The following is a 15,642-nucleotide window of genomic DNA, read 5'->3' as shown; positions in this document are numbered from 1 at the left end:
AGCAAGAAAGGTAACTCGCCTGCCGGGGCGAGTCCCGGCCTCTGCACTAAAAACAAAGCGGTCTCGCAAACAAAAGCCTACTGCACCCCACCCAACGAAGCCGCATCCAGCCGCGCATTCTTGGCGGCCTCAGGCGGCAGGATCGCCATCGTCAGGCTGCAGTTGCAGGTCAGCTTGCCTTCCTCATCGCGCAGCTCCACCGCCCAGACATGCGTGGTGCGCCCCAGATGCGTGGGCCGCGCCGTGGCGGTGATCCAGCTGCCCTTGCGGCCTGCGCGCACATGGCTGGCGGTCACGCCCAGGCCCACGCAGCGGTAGCCTTCGGGAATGCTGCAGGCCGCAGCCATCGACCCCAGCGTCTCGGCCAGCACCACGCTGACACCGCCGTGCAAAATGCCGTAGGGCTGGCAGGTGCGTTCATCCACATGGATGCGGGCGCGCACATAGTCGTCGCCGTACTCGGTGAACTCAATGCCCAGATGGGAAATTGCAGTGTTTGCGCTGCCTGCGTTCAGCGCTTTCAGATCGAGCTCTCGGGTCCAGATCGCCATACCAGTCCTTGTGGTGCATGAAAAAAGGACGCTCCTTGCAGAGCGTCCTTTGATGCTACAAGCTTGGTGCCACAACGCTAGCACCAAGCGGACTAGGCACAGCTTTCACCCCCTCCACACTCCAAGTCAGAGACACCAAGCAAGGGCCTGGGCGGCCCCGCCGCCCCGCAGCAATGGTGTCGTCCCCCTGGGGGAAGGCGCGAAGCGCCTCAGGGGGAACCTGTTCAAGCACGCATATCGCCCTGGTCCATGAAGCGCTGATGCCAGGACAGCGCCTCGGTCAGGATGTGCGGCGTGTGCTGTGCACCCTGCTGGCGCGAGCGGTCGAAATAATCCTGCAGCTGGGCCCGGTAGTCCGGATGGACGCATCGGTCGATGATGACTTGCGCACGCTGCTTGGGCGACAGGCCGCGCAGATCGGCCAGACCTTGCTCGGTGACGATGATCTGGGTGTCATGCTCGGTGTGGTCCACATGCGAGCACATGGGCACGATGCAGCTGATCTTGCCGTCCTTGGCCACCGAAGGCGTGACGAAGAAGGACAGATAGCCGTTGCGGGCAAAGTCGCCCGAGCCGCCGATGCCGTTCATCATGCCCGTGCCCATGACATGGGTGGAGTTGATGTTGCCGTAGATGTCGGCCTCGATCATCGAGTTCATGGCGATGATGCCCAGGCGGCGCACCAGCTCGGGGTGGTTGGAGATCTCCTGCGGGCGCAGGATGATGCGCTCGCGGTAGAAGTCGATGTTGTCCTCGAAATCCTTGTAGGCCGCAGCAGACAGCGAGATGGAGGTGGCCGAGGCCTTGCTCATCTTGCCCGCGCGCAGCAGATCCAGCATGCCGTCCTGCAGCACCTCGGTAAAGCCCAGCAGGTTCTCGAACGGGCCGGTCAGCAGTCCGGCCAGCACGGCATTGGCCACATTGCCCACGCCCGACTGGATGGGCAGCATTTCCTTGGGCAGGCGGCCCATCTTCATCTCGTGCGCGAGGAAGTCGATGATGTAGCCAGCTATTCTTTGAGAGTTTTCGTCCGGTGTGGCAAACACATTGTCGCGGTCACCCTTGTGGGTTTCGACCACGGCGACGACCTTGGCGGGATCCACCTTCAGATAGGCATCGCCGATGCGGTCGTCGGCATGCGTCATGTTGATGGGCATGCGGCGCGGCGGGATGGCCGTGCCGTAGTAGATGTCGTGCATGCCCTCCATCCGGGCTGGCGGCTTGGTGTTGACTTCCAGAATCACCTTGTCGGCAATCTCCAGCCAGGTCTTGTTGTTGCCCACGGCCGTGGACGGGATCAGCAGGCCGTCGGCAGTGACGCCCAGCACCTCGATCACGGCGATGTTCATATGACCCAGAAAGCCGAACCAGGCATGCTGTGCCACGTGGGACAGGTGCATGTCGATGAAGTCGATCTCACCCGAGTTCACGGCCTTGCGCGCGATGGGATCGGTGTTGAAGGGCAGGCGCTGACCCAGGGCATGGGCTTGGGCCATCACACCGTCGCACTCGGCGGCGGTGGACGCGCCGGTCCAGACATTGATCTTGTAGGGCTTGCCCTGGGCATGCTCGGCCTTGGCCCGGGCCGCTATGGCCTGGGGCAATGCCTTGGGGTAACCGGCTCCGGTAAATCCGCTCATGCCGACATTGACACCGTGGGGAATCAGGGCGGCGGCCTCTTCGGCCGTCATGACGCGCGAGAGGAATTCTGGGTAACGTACGCGATCTGCGATGGACATTGCATGCTCCAGCTAAAAAAAACCGCCCGGGTGGGGCGGCATATCTCCAGCGAGAAATGTTACCAGCGCGGAACATTAATATCGGAACTCCCGGCAAAGGCCCCGCGCTGCTGTCAGGGGAATGTTCCCCCGATTACATGTTGGCACTCACTTGGCCTGTACCTTGGTTTCAGATTTGCGCTCGCCCATGGTCAGCAGTGCGTACAGGATGATGGCGCCAAAGGTGGCGCAGCCGATGCCGCCCAGCGCGAATTCGCCGAACCGCAGCGTGAACTCTCCGGTACCCAGAATCAGGGTGATGGCAGCCACGATCAGATTCTTGGTGTCGGAAAAGTCCACCTTGTTGTCCACCCAGATCTTGGCGCCGGCAATGGCGATCAGACCGAAAACCACGATGGAGACACCGCCCATGACGGGCAGGGGAATGGCCTGGATCAGCGCGCCGAACTTGGGCGAGAAGCCCAGCAGCACGGCCAGCAGGGCCGCCACAAAGAACACGGCCGTGGAGTAGATGCGGGTCGCCGCCATCACGCCGATGTTTTCGGCATAGGTGGTCACGCCCGTGCCGCCGGCTGCGCCGGAGATCATGGTGGCCACGCCGTCACCGATGAAGGCCCGGCCCATGTACTGGTCCAGGTTCTTGCCCGTCATGGCCGTCACGGCCTTGATATGGCCCAGGTTCTCGGCCACCAGAATGATGACCACGGGAACGATCAGCAGCATGGCATTGCTGGTGAACACCGGCGCATGAAAGCTGGGAATGCCGAACCAGGCGGCACTGAGCACGCCGCTCAGATCCACGGGCTTGCCCCAGCCCAGGCCGTTGGTGAAGACGGCGTAGAGTACGCTGGCAATGATCAGGCCGATCAGGATCAGCAGGCGCTGCAGCATGCCGCGCGTGAACACGGCCACCAGCGCAACGGACACGAAGGTCAGCGCCTGCATCCAGGATTCGAAGTTGTTCGACGCCATGTTCTTGATGGGAATCGAGGCCAGGTTCAGGCCGATGATGGCCACCACGGCGCCCGTCACCACGGGCGGCATGAAGCGCTCGATCCAGGCCGTGCCCACCATCTGCACCAGCAGGCCGACCAGCATGTAGACAAAACCGCAGGCAATGATGCCGCCCAGCGCCACGCCGATATTGGCGTTGGCAGGGCCCTGGCTGGCCACATAGCCGGTGGCGATGTTGACCACGCCGATGAAGGCAAAGGAAGAGCCCAGATAGCTGGGCACCTTGCCGCCGGTGATGAGAAAGAAGATCAGCGTGCCGATGCCGCTCATCAACACCGCCAGATTGGGATCGAACCCCATGAGGATGGGGGCCAGCACGGTGGAGCCAAACATGGCGATCACGTGCTGGATACCCATCAAACCGGTCTGCGTCCAGGGCAGTCGCTCATCGGGGCCGATGACGCCACCGCCCTGCAAGACATCGGACGATCGCTCCGTCCATTGAAACATTCCCATCCCATCGCTCCTTGGAGATATCAAAAACGGAGCAGATTATGGCAAGCAGTGCTTGCCTGCTGGGGTCGTGCAAGCACTGGTAAACCGGGGACTGTGGTCTCTCGCACACGCGGGAAAACAGCTGTACAAGAGCAAACTATCAAATAGATAGCTTTCAGCGCAACACCATCAACAAATTGATAGATAAACAAACCCAAGGTTGTTTATCAGCATGCGCAAGCAGCTATCAAATTCATTGATTCTGCTGCAACGCGCGTGCGATGCGGTCGCGCTTGACCGTGGGCTTGGGCACCTTGAACGGGAACCACATGCGCACATCCTCCTCCAGCCCGATGCCGTGCATGAAGTTGTAGATGGCCTTCTTGAGCGCCGCGCCCAGGGCATCGTGATCGACGCCCGTGGGGTCGATGAAGGGGCGGTCGTTCTTGGCAAAGTTGCCCTCGGGCAGCGGCGGCAGCTCGATGCCGTATTCCTCGGGGTTGAGGCCCACGGGCGAATGCACGGTGCAGCTGAAGCGGTGAAAGAAGCCGCTTTGAATGCAGCCGTTGAGAAACAGCTGGCGCACATATTCGAGCGCGTCCACCGTGTCCTGCACGGTCTGCGTCGGAAAGCCGTACATCAGATAGGCATGGACCAGAATGCCGGCCTCCGAGAACGCCTTGGTCACGCGTGCCACCTGGTCCACGGTCACGCCTTTTTTCATCAGCGCCAGCAGCCGGTCGGAAGCCACTTCCAGACCGCCGGAGATGGCGATGCAGCCGCTGTCGGCCATCAGCTCGGCCAGCTCGGGCGTGAAGGTCTTCTCAAAGCGCACATTGCCCCACCAGGAGATGCCGGCGTTGCGCGCAATCAGCTCCTGCGACAGCGCCTTGAGCGCCTTGGGCGGCGCGGCCTCATCGACAAAGTGAAAGCCGGTCTGGCCGGTCTCGGCGACGATGGCTTCGATGCGGTCGGCCAGCACGGCGGCGCTGGCGCCCTCGTAGCGGCCGATATAGTCCAGGCTCACGTCGCAGAAGCTGCACTTCTTCCAGTAGCAGCCATGGGCCACGGTGAGCTTGTTCCAGCGCCCGTCGCTCCACAGGCGGTGCATGGGGTTGAGCATGTCCAGCAGCGACAGGTATCGGTCCAGCGGCAGGCCGTCCCAGGTGGGCGTGCCGACCTCGGCAAACGCGATGTCGGACTCCATCATGTTCACGTACTGGACCTTGCCACCTTCGTCATCACTGCCGCGCACAAAGGTGCGCACCAGACGCGATCTGCCGCGCTCGCCGCGCAGATGCTCAAGCAGCGCCAGCAGCGGGCGTTCGCCCGCATCCAGCGTCACGAAGTCGAAGTAGTCGAACACGCGCGGCTCGGCCAGCTCGCGCAGCTCGGTGTTGACGAAGCCGCCGCCCAGCACGGTGGCGATCTGCGGGAAGCGCCGCTTGATGGTCTGGGCAATGCGAAACGCCGCATAGGCCGAACCCGGAAAGGGCACGGACAGCAGCACCACCGTGGGCTGGTGGCGCTCCACGGCCTCCAGCGTCAGGCGCTCCAGCACCTCGTCCACCAGATTGGGCTCTGCCGCAAGGGCATTGGCCAGCGGATCGAAGCTGGGCTGGCTGCCGGCCAGCGACTCGGCATAGCGCACGAACTCGAAGCGCTCGTCCACGGCATCGCGCAGCACATCGGCCAGATCGTTCAGGTACAGCGTGGCCAGATGCTTGGCCTTGTCGTGCAGTCCTAAAGCGCCAAAGGCCCAGCCCAGCGGATCGCCGCCCTCCTCGTCCTCATACACATCGAGCGTGGCAAAGCGCGGGCCTTCGGGCAGAAAGTGGCGCCCCACGATGCGGTGGGCCAGCGTGGAGTCTCGCCCCTGCAAAAACGCAATCGTGGGCGCAATCGTGGCCAGATAGCGCTCCTGCTGCGCGACAAAGGACTGCACGGCAGGCGTGTGCTTGCCGATCGGCAGGCTCTGGATGCGCTGGGCCACGGCGCGCAGGCCATCGGGCGAGAGCAGCTGCAGCACCAGGGCCAGTGCCAGGTCTTCCTGCATGGCGGTGATGCCACGCGAGCGCAGAAAGCCGGTCAGATAGGCCGTGGAGGGGTAGGGAGTGTTGAGCTGCGTCATCGGCGGAATGACGGCCAGCACGCGGGTGGGCAAATCGGACATGGGGTGCGGGTCGCCGGCATGCGCCGTTGACGGTGTAGACAGGCCCCGATTATCGGTTTGACCGCTGAGCTGTGCTGGTGTGCGCCCATACAGCCGACCTCGCTGCTGCGCAGGTGACAGGCCAAGGGGCCACCACCAATGACTTGCGCGGCCCGCGGCGCTAGGCTGGGGGCATGTCTTGCGCCCCCCAACACCCCGCCCCCTATATTCCCCAGATCCGGCTGTACCAGAACTGGCTGCGTGAAACGCGCGGCCTGAGCTTCGCCGACTATGACGCGCTGTGGCGCTGGTCGACCAGCGATCTCGATGCCTTCTGGCAAAGCATCTGGGATTACTTCGACCTGCAGTCGCCCACGCCGCACAGTGCCGTGCTGGCCAGCAACACCATGCCCGGCGCGCAGTGGTTTCCGGGCGCGCAGGTGAACTATGTGCAGCAGGTGCTGCGCCATGTCCAGCCGGCCCATGCCGCCGGCATGCCGGCCGTCATCAGCCGCAACGAACAAGGCCTGCAGCGCGAGCTGAGCTGGCCCGAGCTTCAGCGCCAGGTAGCGGCCCTGGCCCTGCATCTGCGCGCGCAGGGCGTCACCAAGGGCGACCGCGTCGCCGCCTATCTGCCCAATATTCCCGAGGCCATCGTCGCCTTTCTGGCCTGCGCCAGCCTGGGCGCCATCTGGAGCCTCTGCGCGCCCGACATGGGCACCCATGCCGTGCTCGACCGCTTCAAGCAGATAGCGCCCAAGGCGCTGATCGCCGTGGACGGCGTGCACTACGCAGGCAAGGACATTGACCGCCGCGAGGTCCTGCAGGAGCTGCGCCAAGGCCTGCCCAGCGTGCAGCACGTGGTGCTGGTGCCCAATCTGAATACCTCGATAAAGATAGCTGACACCGCAGACTACACCAGCGTTACAGCGCGAAATGATGCTGATACCGCTGCCTTTGAGCCCGAGTGGCTGGCGTTCGACCATCCACTGTGGATCGTCTACTCCAGCGGCACCACCGGCCTGCCCAAGCCCATCGTCCACGGCCATGGCGGCATGGTGCTGGTGGCCCTGCAGCTCAAGGGTCTGCACAACGACATCGGCTGCAGCTACGAGCCCAACAGCTGGGGCGAGCGCTATCACTGGTACAGCTCCACGGGCTGGGTGATGTGGAATGCCCAGGTCTCGGGCCTGCTGGGCGGCACAACCTGCGTGATCTTTGACGGCAGCCCCGGCGGCAGCAAGGACAAGCCCGACTGGGGCACGCTGTGGCGCTTCGCAGCCGAGACCGGCGTGACCAGCTTTGGCTCGGGCGCGGCCTTCTACGCCAACTGCATGAAGGCCGGCATTGATCTGTCCGCCTGCGGCGATCTGTCACGCATACGCGGGCTGGGCAGCACGGGCTCGCCGCTGTCTGCCGAGGTGCAGCAGTGGGGCACGGATCAGTTCCGCAAGATCCGGCAGATGAGCGGCGCAGAGCCGTCCCAGGCCGGGAAGGCCCCTTTGGGGGAGCGCGGGGGCGACATCTGGTGGAACAACCTCTCGGGCGGCACCGACTTTGCGGGGGCCTTCATCGGCGGCAACCGCGATCTGCCGCTGGTGCCCGGCGTCATGCAGTGCCGCCAGCTGGGCGCGGCCGTCGAGGCCTGGAACGAAGAGGGCCAGCCTGTGATGGACGAGGTCGGCGAGCTGGTCTGCACCCAGCCCATTCCCTCCATGCCGCTGTTCCTGTGGGGAGACACGGACGGGAAACGTTATCTGTCCAGCTATTTCGACATGTATCCGGCCGGTCATGGCCGCCAACCCGGCGGCGGCGACGGCCCGCAAGCGATGGGGCCGGTCTGGCGTCATGGCGACTGGATCAAGCTGCTTGGCGAGGGCGGCTGCATCATCTACGGCCGCAGCGACGCCACCATCAACCGCCATGGCCTGCGCATGGGCACCAGCGAGATCTACAGCGCCGTAGAAGCCCTGCCCGAGGTGCTGGACAGCATGGTGGTGGATCTGGAGTATCTGGGCAAGGACAGCTATATGCCGCTGTTTGTCGCCCTGCGCCCCGGCGTGGAACTGGATGCGGCGCTGCGCGAGCGCATCAACAAGGCCATACGCTCGGCGCTGTCGCCCCGCTTTGTGCCCGACGATATCTTTGCCGTGGCCGAGATACCGCGCACGCTCAGCGGCAAGAAGCAGGAGCTGCCCATCAAGAAGCTGCTGCTGGGGCAGCCCCTGACCAAGGTCGTGAACAAGGACGCCATGGCCAACCCCGGCTGCCTGGACTGGTACGAGGGCTTTGCCAGGGAGTACCTGGCCAGGGCCGAAGCAGGCACGGTGTCCTGACGCGGCAGGCGCGGAGCAAGGGCCTGGCTGGCCCCTCCGCTTTGCGAAGGAATGCCGTCCCTTCTTCGGCTCAGTGCCCCTGAAAGCGGGCGGCTCTTTTTTCGCGCCAGGCCGCACCGCCCTCCTTCAGATCGGCCGACTCGATGGTGGCCTGCACGGCTGCATCGATGGCGGCCCTGTCATGCACGCCACGGGCAATGGCGTTGAGGTGTTTCTTCATGCCCAGCAGCGCCAGCGGCGCCATGCCGGCCAACGTGGTCTGCAGCTGCACCACGCGCTCGCAGATATCGGTGCCGTCCACCAGATCGGTCAGAAAGCCGCAGTCCTTCATGGCCTGGGCCTGCAGCTTCTCGCAGCTCAGGAACAGGCGCTTGGCCGTATCCACGCCCAGGCGGGTCACATAGCGCTCCAGGCCCGAGCGGTAAAAATGCAGGCCCAGCCGTGCGGCAGGCATGAACATCTGGCTGTTGGCCCCGCCGACGCGGAAGTCGCAGGCCAGCGCCATATCGGTGGCGCCGCCAAACACACCGCCCTGAATGGCGGCAATGGTCACGGGGCGGCAGTTTTCGATGGCGTCCACCATTTCGCCGAAGGAGCTGCCCTCGTTCTGGCTGTTGGCAATCTCGCCAATGTCATAACCGCTGCAGAAATGCTTGCCTACCGCCTGCAGCGTCAGCACCAGCACCGCAGGGCTGGCGTTGACCTCATCGATCTGGCGGCGCAGCACGCCGAGGTCCTCGGGCAGCAGTTTGTTGGCAACTTCGGGGCGGCGCAAGGTGATGCTGGCACAGGCGCCCTGGATCAAAAGCTCTGGAGACATGACTGTATTTTCATCCAGAGCTGCGCCGGTAGAGGCCTCTGAGGTGCATCAAGTGTTGCAGTGCAAACACTCGGTGACCATATCTTTTGCCGGTAGGCAGGTACACTTTGTCGTCCTCATAGAGCACCTGGTGTGCGCTGACCCCATCCATGTCTGTTGAACCGACCGGCGCCGAGCGCCCCAGCTTTGACCTCAAGAGCGCGCAACTGCCGGTGCTTTCCGTGGTGCTTCGCAGCACCGACATGCAGGCGCTGGCGCAGGATCTGGCCCGCCGTCTTGCCGACGACCCGGACTTCTTCGACAACGACCCCGTGCTGATCGACCTCAGCCAGGTGCGCGAAGCAGACGAAGAAATCGACTTTCCGGCCCTGATCGAGGCCCTGCGCAACCACCGCACAGTGCCGGTTGCCGTGCGCAGCGGCAGCGAGGCCCAGATGCAAGCAGCCAAGGCCCTGGGTCTGAGTGCAGCCCCCGATGCCATGCCGACGCGCCGCGCCGAGCCGCAAATCCACGAAATCATTCGCGAAGTGGAGGTCGAGGTGCCTGCGCCTCTGGCCGATGCCGTCATCGTGGATCGGCCGCTGCGCTCGGGCCAGCGCGTCTATGCCAAAGGCACCGACATTGTGGTTCTGGACATGGTCAGCTATGGCGCCGAAGTCATTGCAGACGGCAACGTCCATGTCTATGCGCCTCTGCGCGGCCGCGCCGTGGCCGGGGCCAGCGGCAATACCAGCGCAAGAATTTTTAGCACTTGCATGGAGGCGCAACTGCTTTCCATCGCAGGTATCTACCGCACAATTGAAACCGATCTCCCCAAAGAAGTCGCCGGCAAAGCAGCCAAGGTGCGCCTGGAGGGAGAAAGCATCGTTATCGAGCCGGTATGAGAGAGACACCGGACACCTTATCAACCTGCCCCATTTGTCTTAAAGGAATCGTGCAAACATGGCCAAAATCGTCGTCGTGACCTCTGGCAAAGGCGGTGTCGGCAAGACCACCACCAGCGCCAGCTTCGCATCCGGCCTCGCTCTGCGCGGCCACAAGACCGCAGTGATTGACTTCGATGTGGGTCTGCGCAATCTCGATCTGATCATGGGCTGCGAACGCCGCGTGGTCTATGACCTCATCAATGTCATCCAGGGCGAAGCCAATCTGAACCAGGCCCTGATCAAGGACAAGCAGTGCGAAAACCTGTTCGTGCTGGCCGCCTCGCAGACCCGAGACAAGGAAGCCCTGACGCAGGAAGGCGTGAAGAAGGTGCTGGACGATCTGTCCGCCATGGACTTCGAGTTCATCATCTGCGACTCGCCCGCCGGCATTGAAAGCGGCGCGCTGATGGCCATGCACTATGCCGAAGAGGCCCTGGTGGTGACCAACCCCGAAGTCTCGTCAGTGCGTGACTCCGACCGTATTTTGGGCATGCTCAGCTCCAAGACGGAGCGTGCGGTCAAGGGCGAGCGCATCAAGGAGCATCTGCTGATCACGCGCTACAACCCCAATCGCGTGGAAGACGGCCAGATGCTGTCGCTGGAGGACATCCAGGACATTCTGCGCATCGAGCTGATCGGCGTGATCCCCGAATCCGAAACCGTGCTCCAGGCCTCCAACCAGGGCATTCCTGCCGTGCACATGCAGGGCACGGACGTGGCCGAGGCCTATCAGGACGTGGTGGCACGCTTCCTGGGTGAAGAAAAACCCATGCGCTTTACCGAAGCCGTCAAGCCCGGCTTCTTCAAACGCATGTTTGGCGGGAGGTAAGCCTTATGTCCATGTTGTCGTTTCTGCTCGGAGAGAAGAAGAAGTCCGCTTCGGTCGCCAAGGAGCGTCTGCAGATCATTCTCGCGCGCGAGCGCGTGGGCGGCGAAAGCGGCAAGCCCGACTATCTTCCGGCCCTGCAAAAAGAGCTGATGGCCGTGATTTCCAAGTATGTGGACATCAACCCCAACGACATCAAGGTACAGCTGGAGCGCCAGGAAAACCTTGAGGTTCTGGAAGTCAAGATCGAGCTGCCGGACGCCGCACGCGGCTGAAGTCGACTCACTCTTTCAAGCGTATGGCGCTTGATGGATAAGAAATGGGCCTGAAAAGGCCCATTTTTCATTGCGGCGCCCCGCTGTGCGAACGCGCGGGGTCGTTTCTCATTCGCGCACCGGCTCCCGCATGGTCACCAGCTCCTCGGCCACGGTCGGGTGTATGCCTATGGTCGCATCGAACTGCTGCTTGGTCGCGCCGCATTGCAGCGCCACGGCAAAGCCCTGCATCAGCTCGCCCGCGCCCTCGCCCACCATATGCACGCCGCGCACGCGCTGGTCGGCCTTGGAGACGATGAGCTTGAGGAAGACATTCTCGGGCTCGGCCCCCATGCGGTTGGTCAGCGGCCTGAAGCCGGACTGGAAAACCTGCACCGCGCCGAAGCGCTCGCGCGCCGCCTCCTCTGACAGGCCCACGGTGCCCACCTGCGGATGGGAAAACACCGCCGTCGGCACCAGCTCGTAGTCGGGAGCGCTCTTGCCGCCCTGGCCGAACAGATGATGGGCGAGCACTGTCCCCTCAGCCAGCGCCACGGGCGTCAGAGCCATGCGATCGACCACATCGCCCACGGCATGGATGGAGGGCACGCTGCTGCAGAAATGCGGGTCCACCTCGATGGCGCCCTTGTCATTGACCTTGACCCCCGCAGCCTCCAGCCCCAGGCCTTCGATCAGGGGCACACGACCCGTGGCATACATCACGCAGTCCACGACCAGCTGCTCGCCGCTCTTGAGCTGCAGGTGCAGGCCGTCCGCCTGCTTGTCGATGGCCTGAATTTCATCCTCCCAACGGAAGTTCACCCCCAGCTGGGCCATCTCCTGGCCCAGATGCAGACCCAGGTCTGCATCAAAGCCGCGCAGCAGCTGCTGGCGGCGGTGCAGCAGGGTCGTCTCGGCGCCCAGACCGTTGAAGATGGAGGCGAACTCGACTGCGATATAGCCTCCGCCCACGACCACCACCCGCCTGGGAAGATGCGGCAGATGGAAGGCCTCGTCAGAGCTGATGGCATGCTCCACACCTGGAATATCGGGCAGGCTGGGCGTTCCGCCCGTTGCAATCAGGATATGGCGGGCATGGATGGTCTGGCCGTTCACCAGCACGCTATGCGGCCCCGAGAGCGCCGCTCGGCCGTGGATAAGGGTAATGCCTGCGCCGGCCAGCATGCGGCCGTAGACACCGTTCAGGCGCTCGATTTCGCGGTCCTTGTTGGCAATCAGCGTGGGCCAGTCGAAGCGCGGCGGCTCCAGCTGCCAGCCGAAGCCCCGGGCCTCCTCGGCCAGCTGGCTGAAGTGCGCGGCATGGCTGAGCAGCTTCTTGGGGATGCAGCCCACGTTGACGCAGGTACCGCCCAATTGGGCAGCTTCCACCACAGCCACACGGGCCCCCAGAGCGGCAGCCACACGGCTGGCGCGCACGCCGCCCGAGCCACCGCCGATGACCAGAAAGTCGTAATCAAAGTCTTGTTGCTGCATGTTCTGTCTCGCTGTTTGGGAGGTTCAAAGCAGATGCTTGCTGCTTTGAACTCTACAAGACAAGACTGACGCAGGTGGTTTAACGCAGCGTTAAACCACCTGCACGACCCAGTTTGATTGGCGGGCGGCTCAGAACGGCTTGTCGCCCACGACCGTGGCGCGGTGCATGCGGCGCACGGCCGGGAAATAGTCCTGAATCGCGTAATGCTGGGTGGAGCGGTTGTCCCACATCGCGATGGTGTTGGGCTCCCAGTGCAGGCGCATCTGGTATTCCAGAATCGCGGGCTGGCGCAGCAGATAGTTCATCAGATCCTGTTGCTGGGCATGAATTTCGTTGGCCGAGCGGAAGCTGGCAAAGTTCGAGCTGAAGTTGGCAAAGTGCGTGACGAAGGTCTCGTTGACGTAGAGAATCTTCTTGCCGCTTTCGGGGTGGGTACGCACCACCGGGTGCACCACGGGCGGGTACTTGCCGCGTGCCTGGGCCTGCTGCGCGGGCGTCATGCGCGCACCGAACGAGGGCAGGATGTCATGCACGGCATACAGGCCGGCGATCTGCTGCTTGCGCGTCTCGGGCAGCTGCTCGTAGGCCTGCTCCATGTTGATCCAGACCGTGTCGCCGCCGACCTCGGGGCATTCCACGCAGCGCAGCACCGAGGCCATGGAGGGTGTCTCGCGCCAGGAAACATCGGTGTGATAGACGTTCTCGGTGCCCGGGATCTTGCTGTTGCCGCCCAGCAGCACCAGCTCGGCATGGTCGGGGTGATGGGGAAATACCGGATGCAGCTCCAGCTCGCCGAAGCGGCGCGCAAATGCCACATGCTGGGCAGGCGTGATGTTCTGCCCGCGAAACACCAGCACCTTGTGCGCCACCAGTGCCTGACGCAGCTCGCGCGCCTGCTCCTCGCTCATGGGCTGGCGCAGGTCTATGCCCGAGACCTCCACGCCTATGGCGGGGGAGATGCGCCTGAACTTGATCCCCGTGCTGCTTGCCGCGGCCACCTTGAGCTGGGTGTGGGCCGGCCTGTCTTCGCAATCAATCATGATGTGTCTCCAAAGCGTTGCAACCACTGTCCTGCGGCCTGACGCAGCAGGCCTGGAGGCAATCTAGGGCGAGCCTTGGAGATCGGTATCGTTCAAGCCGACTAGGTAGGGTTCCCAGTCGGCAGCCGGCACTACCTGACGAAGCCGTGGGCGTGCATATGGCCCGAGTGGTAGAGCAGCGGTGCGCGGTCGGTATGGTGCTCGCAGCGATCCACCTCGCCAATGAAGAGCAGATGATCGCCCTCCTCATGCTGGCGCAGATTGCGGCATTCGAAGACGGCGCTGCAGCCCTCCAGCAGCGGCACGCCATGCTCGGAGTCATGATGCGGCGTATGGCTGAAACGGTCCGCACCCTTGCGCGCAAACAGCTCGGCCAGCGGCTTTTGCGAAGCCGCCAGCACATGAATCGCGTAATGCGTGCTGTGGCGGAACACAGGCAGTGAGTTGGCCTTCAGCCCCAGGCTCCAGAGCACCAGCGAGGGCGCCAGCGACAATGCGTTGAAGGAGCTGACCGTGGAGCCCACCGCATGCCCCTCTGCACTGCGCGCCGTGATGATGGTCACGCCGGTGGCAAATTGCCCCAGCGCATCGCGAAATTCGCGCTGCGAGAAAGGCAAGGCCGAACGCAAGACGGAGGTAGGCAAGGCGGAGTTCACGAAATTCAGAGCTCAAGTCGGCGACCACAACGGTGCGCCACGGTTCAAGATCAGCAGATCCAAAGAAGCATCTGCAAGACTTGATCAATTATCAACTTGAACCTTGCCGGTCACAATCCGTAAGGGCTTAAGGCCAGAATCATCAATTTCGATAGCTTCTAACGCAGGATTGCAAAGACCTGCAGGCCAAAATCTTCATCAATCCTGGGTCTGGACTGCTGGTAGCCCCTGACCGGCCTGCTGCGCCAGCCAGCCGCCGACCTTGGCCTTGCTGCAGCGTTGCAGCTGCATCAGCAACTCATGCTCGGGCCAGGGCAGGGCATGGCGCTTGCACAGGTCCTGCTGCATGCGGGCCAGCAGGGCCGCCGCCATCTCGGCATCGGCCAGCGCCCGGTGGGCACGCCCCGTGGAAGGCAGGTGCAGATAGCGCGCCAGATTGCCCAGGCTGTGGCTGGGCGCCTGGGGGTAGATGCGGCGCGACAGCAGCACGGTGCAGGCAAACAGCTGGGGGGCGGCTTCGCCTGCCAGCGCCAGCTCGGCCTGCCAGAACTTGCTGTCGAACGATGCGTTGTGGGCCACCATGGGCGCAGCGCCCACAAAGCGGGCCGCATCGCGCATCACCTCGGCGGCGGGCGGCGCCGTGCGCAGCATGGCATTGGTGATGCCGGTGAGTTCGGTGATGAAGGGCGAGACCCAGGCCCCGGTCTGCATCAGGCTCTGGAAGCGGTCCACCACGCGGCCCTGCTCCAGCAGCACGATGGCCACCTCGGTGGCCCTGGCACCCTGGGCGGGCGTCATGCCCGTGGTTTCAAAGTCGATGACAGCAATCGCAGCACTCATGACTGCATTGTGCCGTGGCCGGCGCCTCAGTCCGTGCCCAGCTCGTCTTCTCCGGGCAGGCCCAGGCTTTGCACCACATGCTCGAGGATGCGAAACAGCTGCTCGCTCTCGGCGCTGCCCAGCTGCGCCTCGATCTCGGTATAGATGGTCTCGAAGTGCGGCACGATCTGCGCCACCATCTCCTGGCCGGCGGGCGTGAGGGCGAACTCGGAGCCCCGCAGGTCGGCCACATGGCGGCCGCGCTTGATGAGCAAACGCCCTTCCAGCGTCTTGAGCAGGCGCGAGAGGCTGGGCATGCTGATGAAGGTCAGCTGCGACAGCTCCATGGGACGCAGGCGCCTGTCGGCCACCCACATGATGCGCAGCACGCGCCACTGCTGCTCGGTCAGTCCGTGCGCACGCAGCGAGGGACGAAAGCGCACCATGACAGCCTCGCGGGCCTTGAGCAAAGCCATGGGCAATGAACGCGCAAAGGAACGTGAGGTGTCAAGGGCAGGAGTGATGTCGTGCTGGGTCATGGCATGGACGAGTTGCTGTGGTGATTGTATGTAAGAGCCC

General features: G+C 63.6%; 14 protein-coding genes. 4 read left to right on the top strand and 10 right to left on the bottom strand.

Annotated elements, in window-relative coordinates; all coding sequences use genetic code 11:
• Nucleotides 1–77 precede the first annotated feature (77 nt).
• From AC1RTQ_RS19015 to AC1RTQ_RS19000, 4 genes are all read right to left on the bottom strand, one after another.
• On the bottom strand, nucleotides 78–551 hold the full coding sequence (locus tag AC1RTQ_RS19015) for a PaaI family thioesterase (RefSeq protein ID WP_302092730.1): 474 nt from the start codon (nucleotides 549–551) through the stop codon (nucleotides 78–80).
• Between the two features lie 224 nt (nucleotides 552–775).
• Nucleotides 776–2,290, bottom strand: coding sequence for a succinyl-CoA:acetate CoA-transferase ScpC (gene scpC / locus AC1RTQ_RS19010; RefSeq protein WP_304349822.1), 1,515 nt, complete (start codon nucleotides 2,288–2,290; stop codon nucleotides 776–778).
• 147 nt (nucleotides 2,291–2,437) lie between these two features.
• Nucleotides 2,438–3,760: a solute carrier family 23 protein gene (locus AC1RTQ_RS19005; RefSeq protein ID WP_302092728.1), complete on the bottom strand. Its 1,323-nt coding sequence runs from the start codon at nucleotides 3,758–3,760 to the stop codon at nucleotides 2,438–2,440.
• A 232-nt stretch (nucleotides 3,761–3,992) separates the two neighbouring features.
• Entirely contained in the window at nucleotides 3,993–5,912 is a 1,920-nt protein-coding gene (locus AC1RTQ_RS19000) for a B12-binding domain-containing radical SAM protein (RefSeq protein ID WP_492877998.1), read from the bottom strand.
• 173 nt (nucleotides 5,913–6,085) lie between these two features.
• Between AC1RTQ_RS19000 and AC1RTQ_RS18995 the strand changes: the two genes are divergently transcribed.
• Nucleotides 6,086–8,227 (top strand): acetoacetate--CoA ligase, encoded by a 2,142-nt coding sequence (locus tag AC1RTQ_RS18995; RefSeq protein ID WP_492877996.1) that lies wholly within the window; start codon nucleotides 6,086–6,088, stop codon nucleotides 8,225–8,227.
• A 70-nt stretch (nucleotides 8,228–8,297) separates the two neighbouring features.
• Here the strand turns inward: AC1RTQ_RS18995 and AC1RTQ_RS18990 are convergent, their stop codons facing one another.
• The gene (locus tag AC1RTQ_RS18990; RefSeq protein WP_302092725.1) at nucleotides 8,298–9,047 is read right to left on the bottom strand and encodes an enoyl-CoA hydratase/isomerase family protein; all 750 of its coding nucleotides are present in this window, start codon (nucleotides 9,045–9,047) and stop codon (nucleotides 8,298–8,300) included.
• 149 nt (nucleotides 9,048–9,196) lie between these two features.
• Here AC1RTQ_RS18990 and minC point away from each other — a divergent pair, with 149 nt between their 5' ends.
• From minC to minE, 3 genes are read left to right on the top strand one after another with little or no spacing between them, the layout of a single operon-like run.
• Entirely contained in the window at nucleotides 9,197–9,931 is a 735-nt protein-coding gene (gene minC, locus AC1RTQ_RS18985; RefSeq protein WP_302092724.1) for a septum site-determining protein MinC, read from the top strand.
• Nucleotides 9,932–9,989: 58 nt separating this feature from the next.
• Entirely contained in the window at nucleotides 9,990–10,802 is an 813-nt protein-coding gene (minD, locus tag AC1RTQ_RS18980; RefSeq protein WP_003069672.1) for a septum site-determining protein MinD, read from the top strand.
• 5 nt (nucleotides 10,803–10,807) lie between these two features.
• Entirely contained in the window at nucleotides 10,808–11,074 is a 267-nt protein-coding gene (gene minE / locus AC1RTQ_RS18975) for a cell division topological specificity factor MinE (protein WP_003071985.1), read from the top strand.
• Nucleotides 11,075–11,182: 108 nt separating this feature from the next.
• On the opposite strand, the gene gorA is transcribed toward minE, so the two are convergent.
• The 5 genes from gorA to hpaR all read right to left on the bottom strand — a co-directional run bounded on the left by gorA (nucleotide 11,183) and on the right by hpaR (nucleotide 15,602).
• Nucleotides 11,183–12,547, bottom strand: coding sequence for a glutathione-disulfide reductase (gene gorA, locus AC1RTQ_RS18970; protein ID WP_492877992.1), 1,365 nt, complete (start codon nucleotides 12,545–12,547; stop codon nucleotides 11,183–11,185).
• Between the two features lie 129 nt (nucleotides 12,548–12,676).
• Nucleotides 12,677–13,588, bottom strand: a complete 912-nt coding sequence (locus tag AC1RTQ_RS18965) for a TauD/TfdA dioxygenase family protein (RefSeq protein WP_492877990.1) — start codon at nucleotides 13,586–13,588, stop codon at nucleotides 12,677–12,679.
• Nucleotides 13,589–13,719: 131 nt separating this feature from the next.
• On the bottom strand, nucleotides 13,720–14,244 hold the full coding sequence (locus AC1RTQ_RS18960) for a flavin reductase family protein (protein ID WP_114863663.1): 525 nt from the start codon (nucleotides 14,242–14,244) through the stop codon (nucleotides 13,720–13,722).
• A gap of 198 nt (nucleotides 14,245–14,442) precedes the next feature.
• A complete protein-coding gene (locus AC1RTQ_RS18955) occupies nucleotides 14,443–15,084 on the bottom strand; it encodes a 3'-5' exonuclease (protein ID WP_492877988.1) in 642 nt (213 codons plus the stop codon).
• A gap of 26 nt (nucleotides 15,085–15,110) precedes the next feature.
• The gene (hpaR, locus tag AC1RTQ_RS18950) at nucleotides 15,111–15,602 is read right to left on the bottom strand and encodes a homoprotocatechuate degradation operon regulator HpaR (RefSeq protein WP_492877986.1); all 492 of its coding nucleotides are present in this window, start codon (nucleotides 15,600–15,602) and stop codon (nucleotides 15,111–15,113) included.
• Between the last annotated feature and the right edge of the window lie 40 nt (nucleotides 15,603–15,642).

The sequence above is a fragment of the Comamonas sp. GW821-FHT11H03 genome, from assembly GCF_058807955.1.
Note: the sequence above shows the minus strand (reverse complement) of the source record. Positions and strands in the feature narration are given on the sequence as shown.

Excerpts from the sequence above, each read along its gene's own strand:
- AC1RTQ_RS18990 (WP_302092725.1), bottom strand. The coding sequence starts at position 9,047 with ATGTCTCCAGAGCTTTTGATCCAGGGCGCCTGTGCCAGCATCACCTTG.
- scpC (WP_304349822.1), bottom strand. The coding sequence starts at position 2,290 with ATGTCCATCGCAGATCGCGTACGTTACCCAGAATTCCTCTCGCGCGTC.
- gorA (WP_492877992.1), bottom strand. The coding sequence starts at position 12,547 with ATGCAGCAACAAGACTTTGATTACGACTTTCTGGTCATCGGCGGTGGC.
- AC1RTQ_RS18995 (WP_492877996.1), top strand. The coding sequence starts at position 6,086 with ATGTCTTGCGCCCCCCAACACCCCGCCCCCTATATTCCCCAGATCCGG.
- hpaR (WP_492877986.1), bottom strand. The coding sequence starts at position 15,602 with ATGACCCAGCACGACATCACTCCTGCCCTTGACACCTCACGTTCCTTT.
- AC1RTQ_RS18965 (WP_492877990.1), bottom strand. The coding sequence starts at position 13,588 with ATGATTGATTGCGAAGACAGGCCGGCCCACACCCAGCTCAAGGTGGCC.
- minD (WP_003069672.1), top strand. The coding sequence starts at position 9,990 with ATGGCCAAAATCGTCGTCGTGACCTCTGGCAAAGGCGGTGTCGGCAAG.
- AC1RTQ_RS18955 (WP_492877988.1), bottom strand. The coding sequence starts at position 15,084 with ATGAGTGCTGCGATTGCTGTCATCGACTTTGAAACCACGGGCATGACG.
- minC (WP_302092724.1), top strand. The coding sequence starts at position 9,197 with ATGTCTGTTGAACCGACCGGCGCCGAGCGCCCCAGCTTTGACCTCAAG.
- AC1RTQ_RS19005 (WP_302092728.1), bottom strand. The coding sequence starts at position 3,760 with ATGGGAATGTTTCAATGGACGGAGCGATCGTCCGATGTCTTGCAGGGC.
- AC1RTQ_RS19015 (WP_302092730.1), bottom strand. The coding sequence starts at position 551 with ATGGCGATCTGGACCCGAGAGCTCGATCTGAAAGCGCTGAACGCAGGC.
- AC1RTQ_RS19000 (WP_492877998.1), bottom strand. The coding sequence starts at position 5,912 with ATGTCCGATTTGCCCACCCGCGTGCTGGCCGTCATTCCGCCGATGACG.
- minE (WP_003071985.1), top strand. The coding sequence starts at position 10,808 with ATGTCCATGTTGTCGTTTCTGCTCGGAGAGAAGAAGAAGTCCGCTTCG.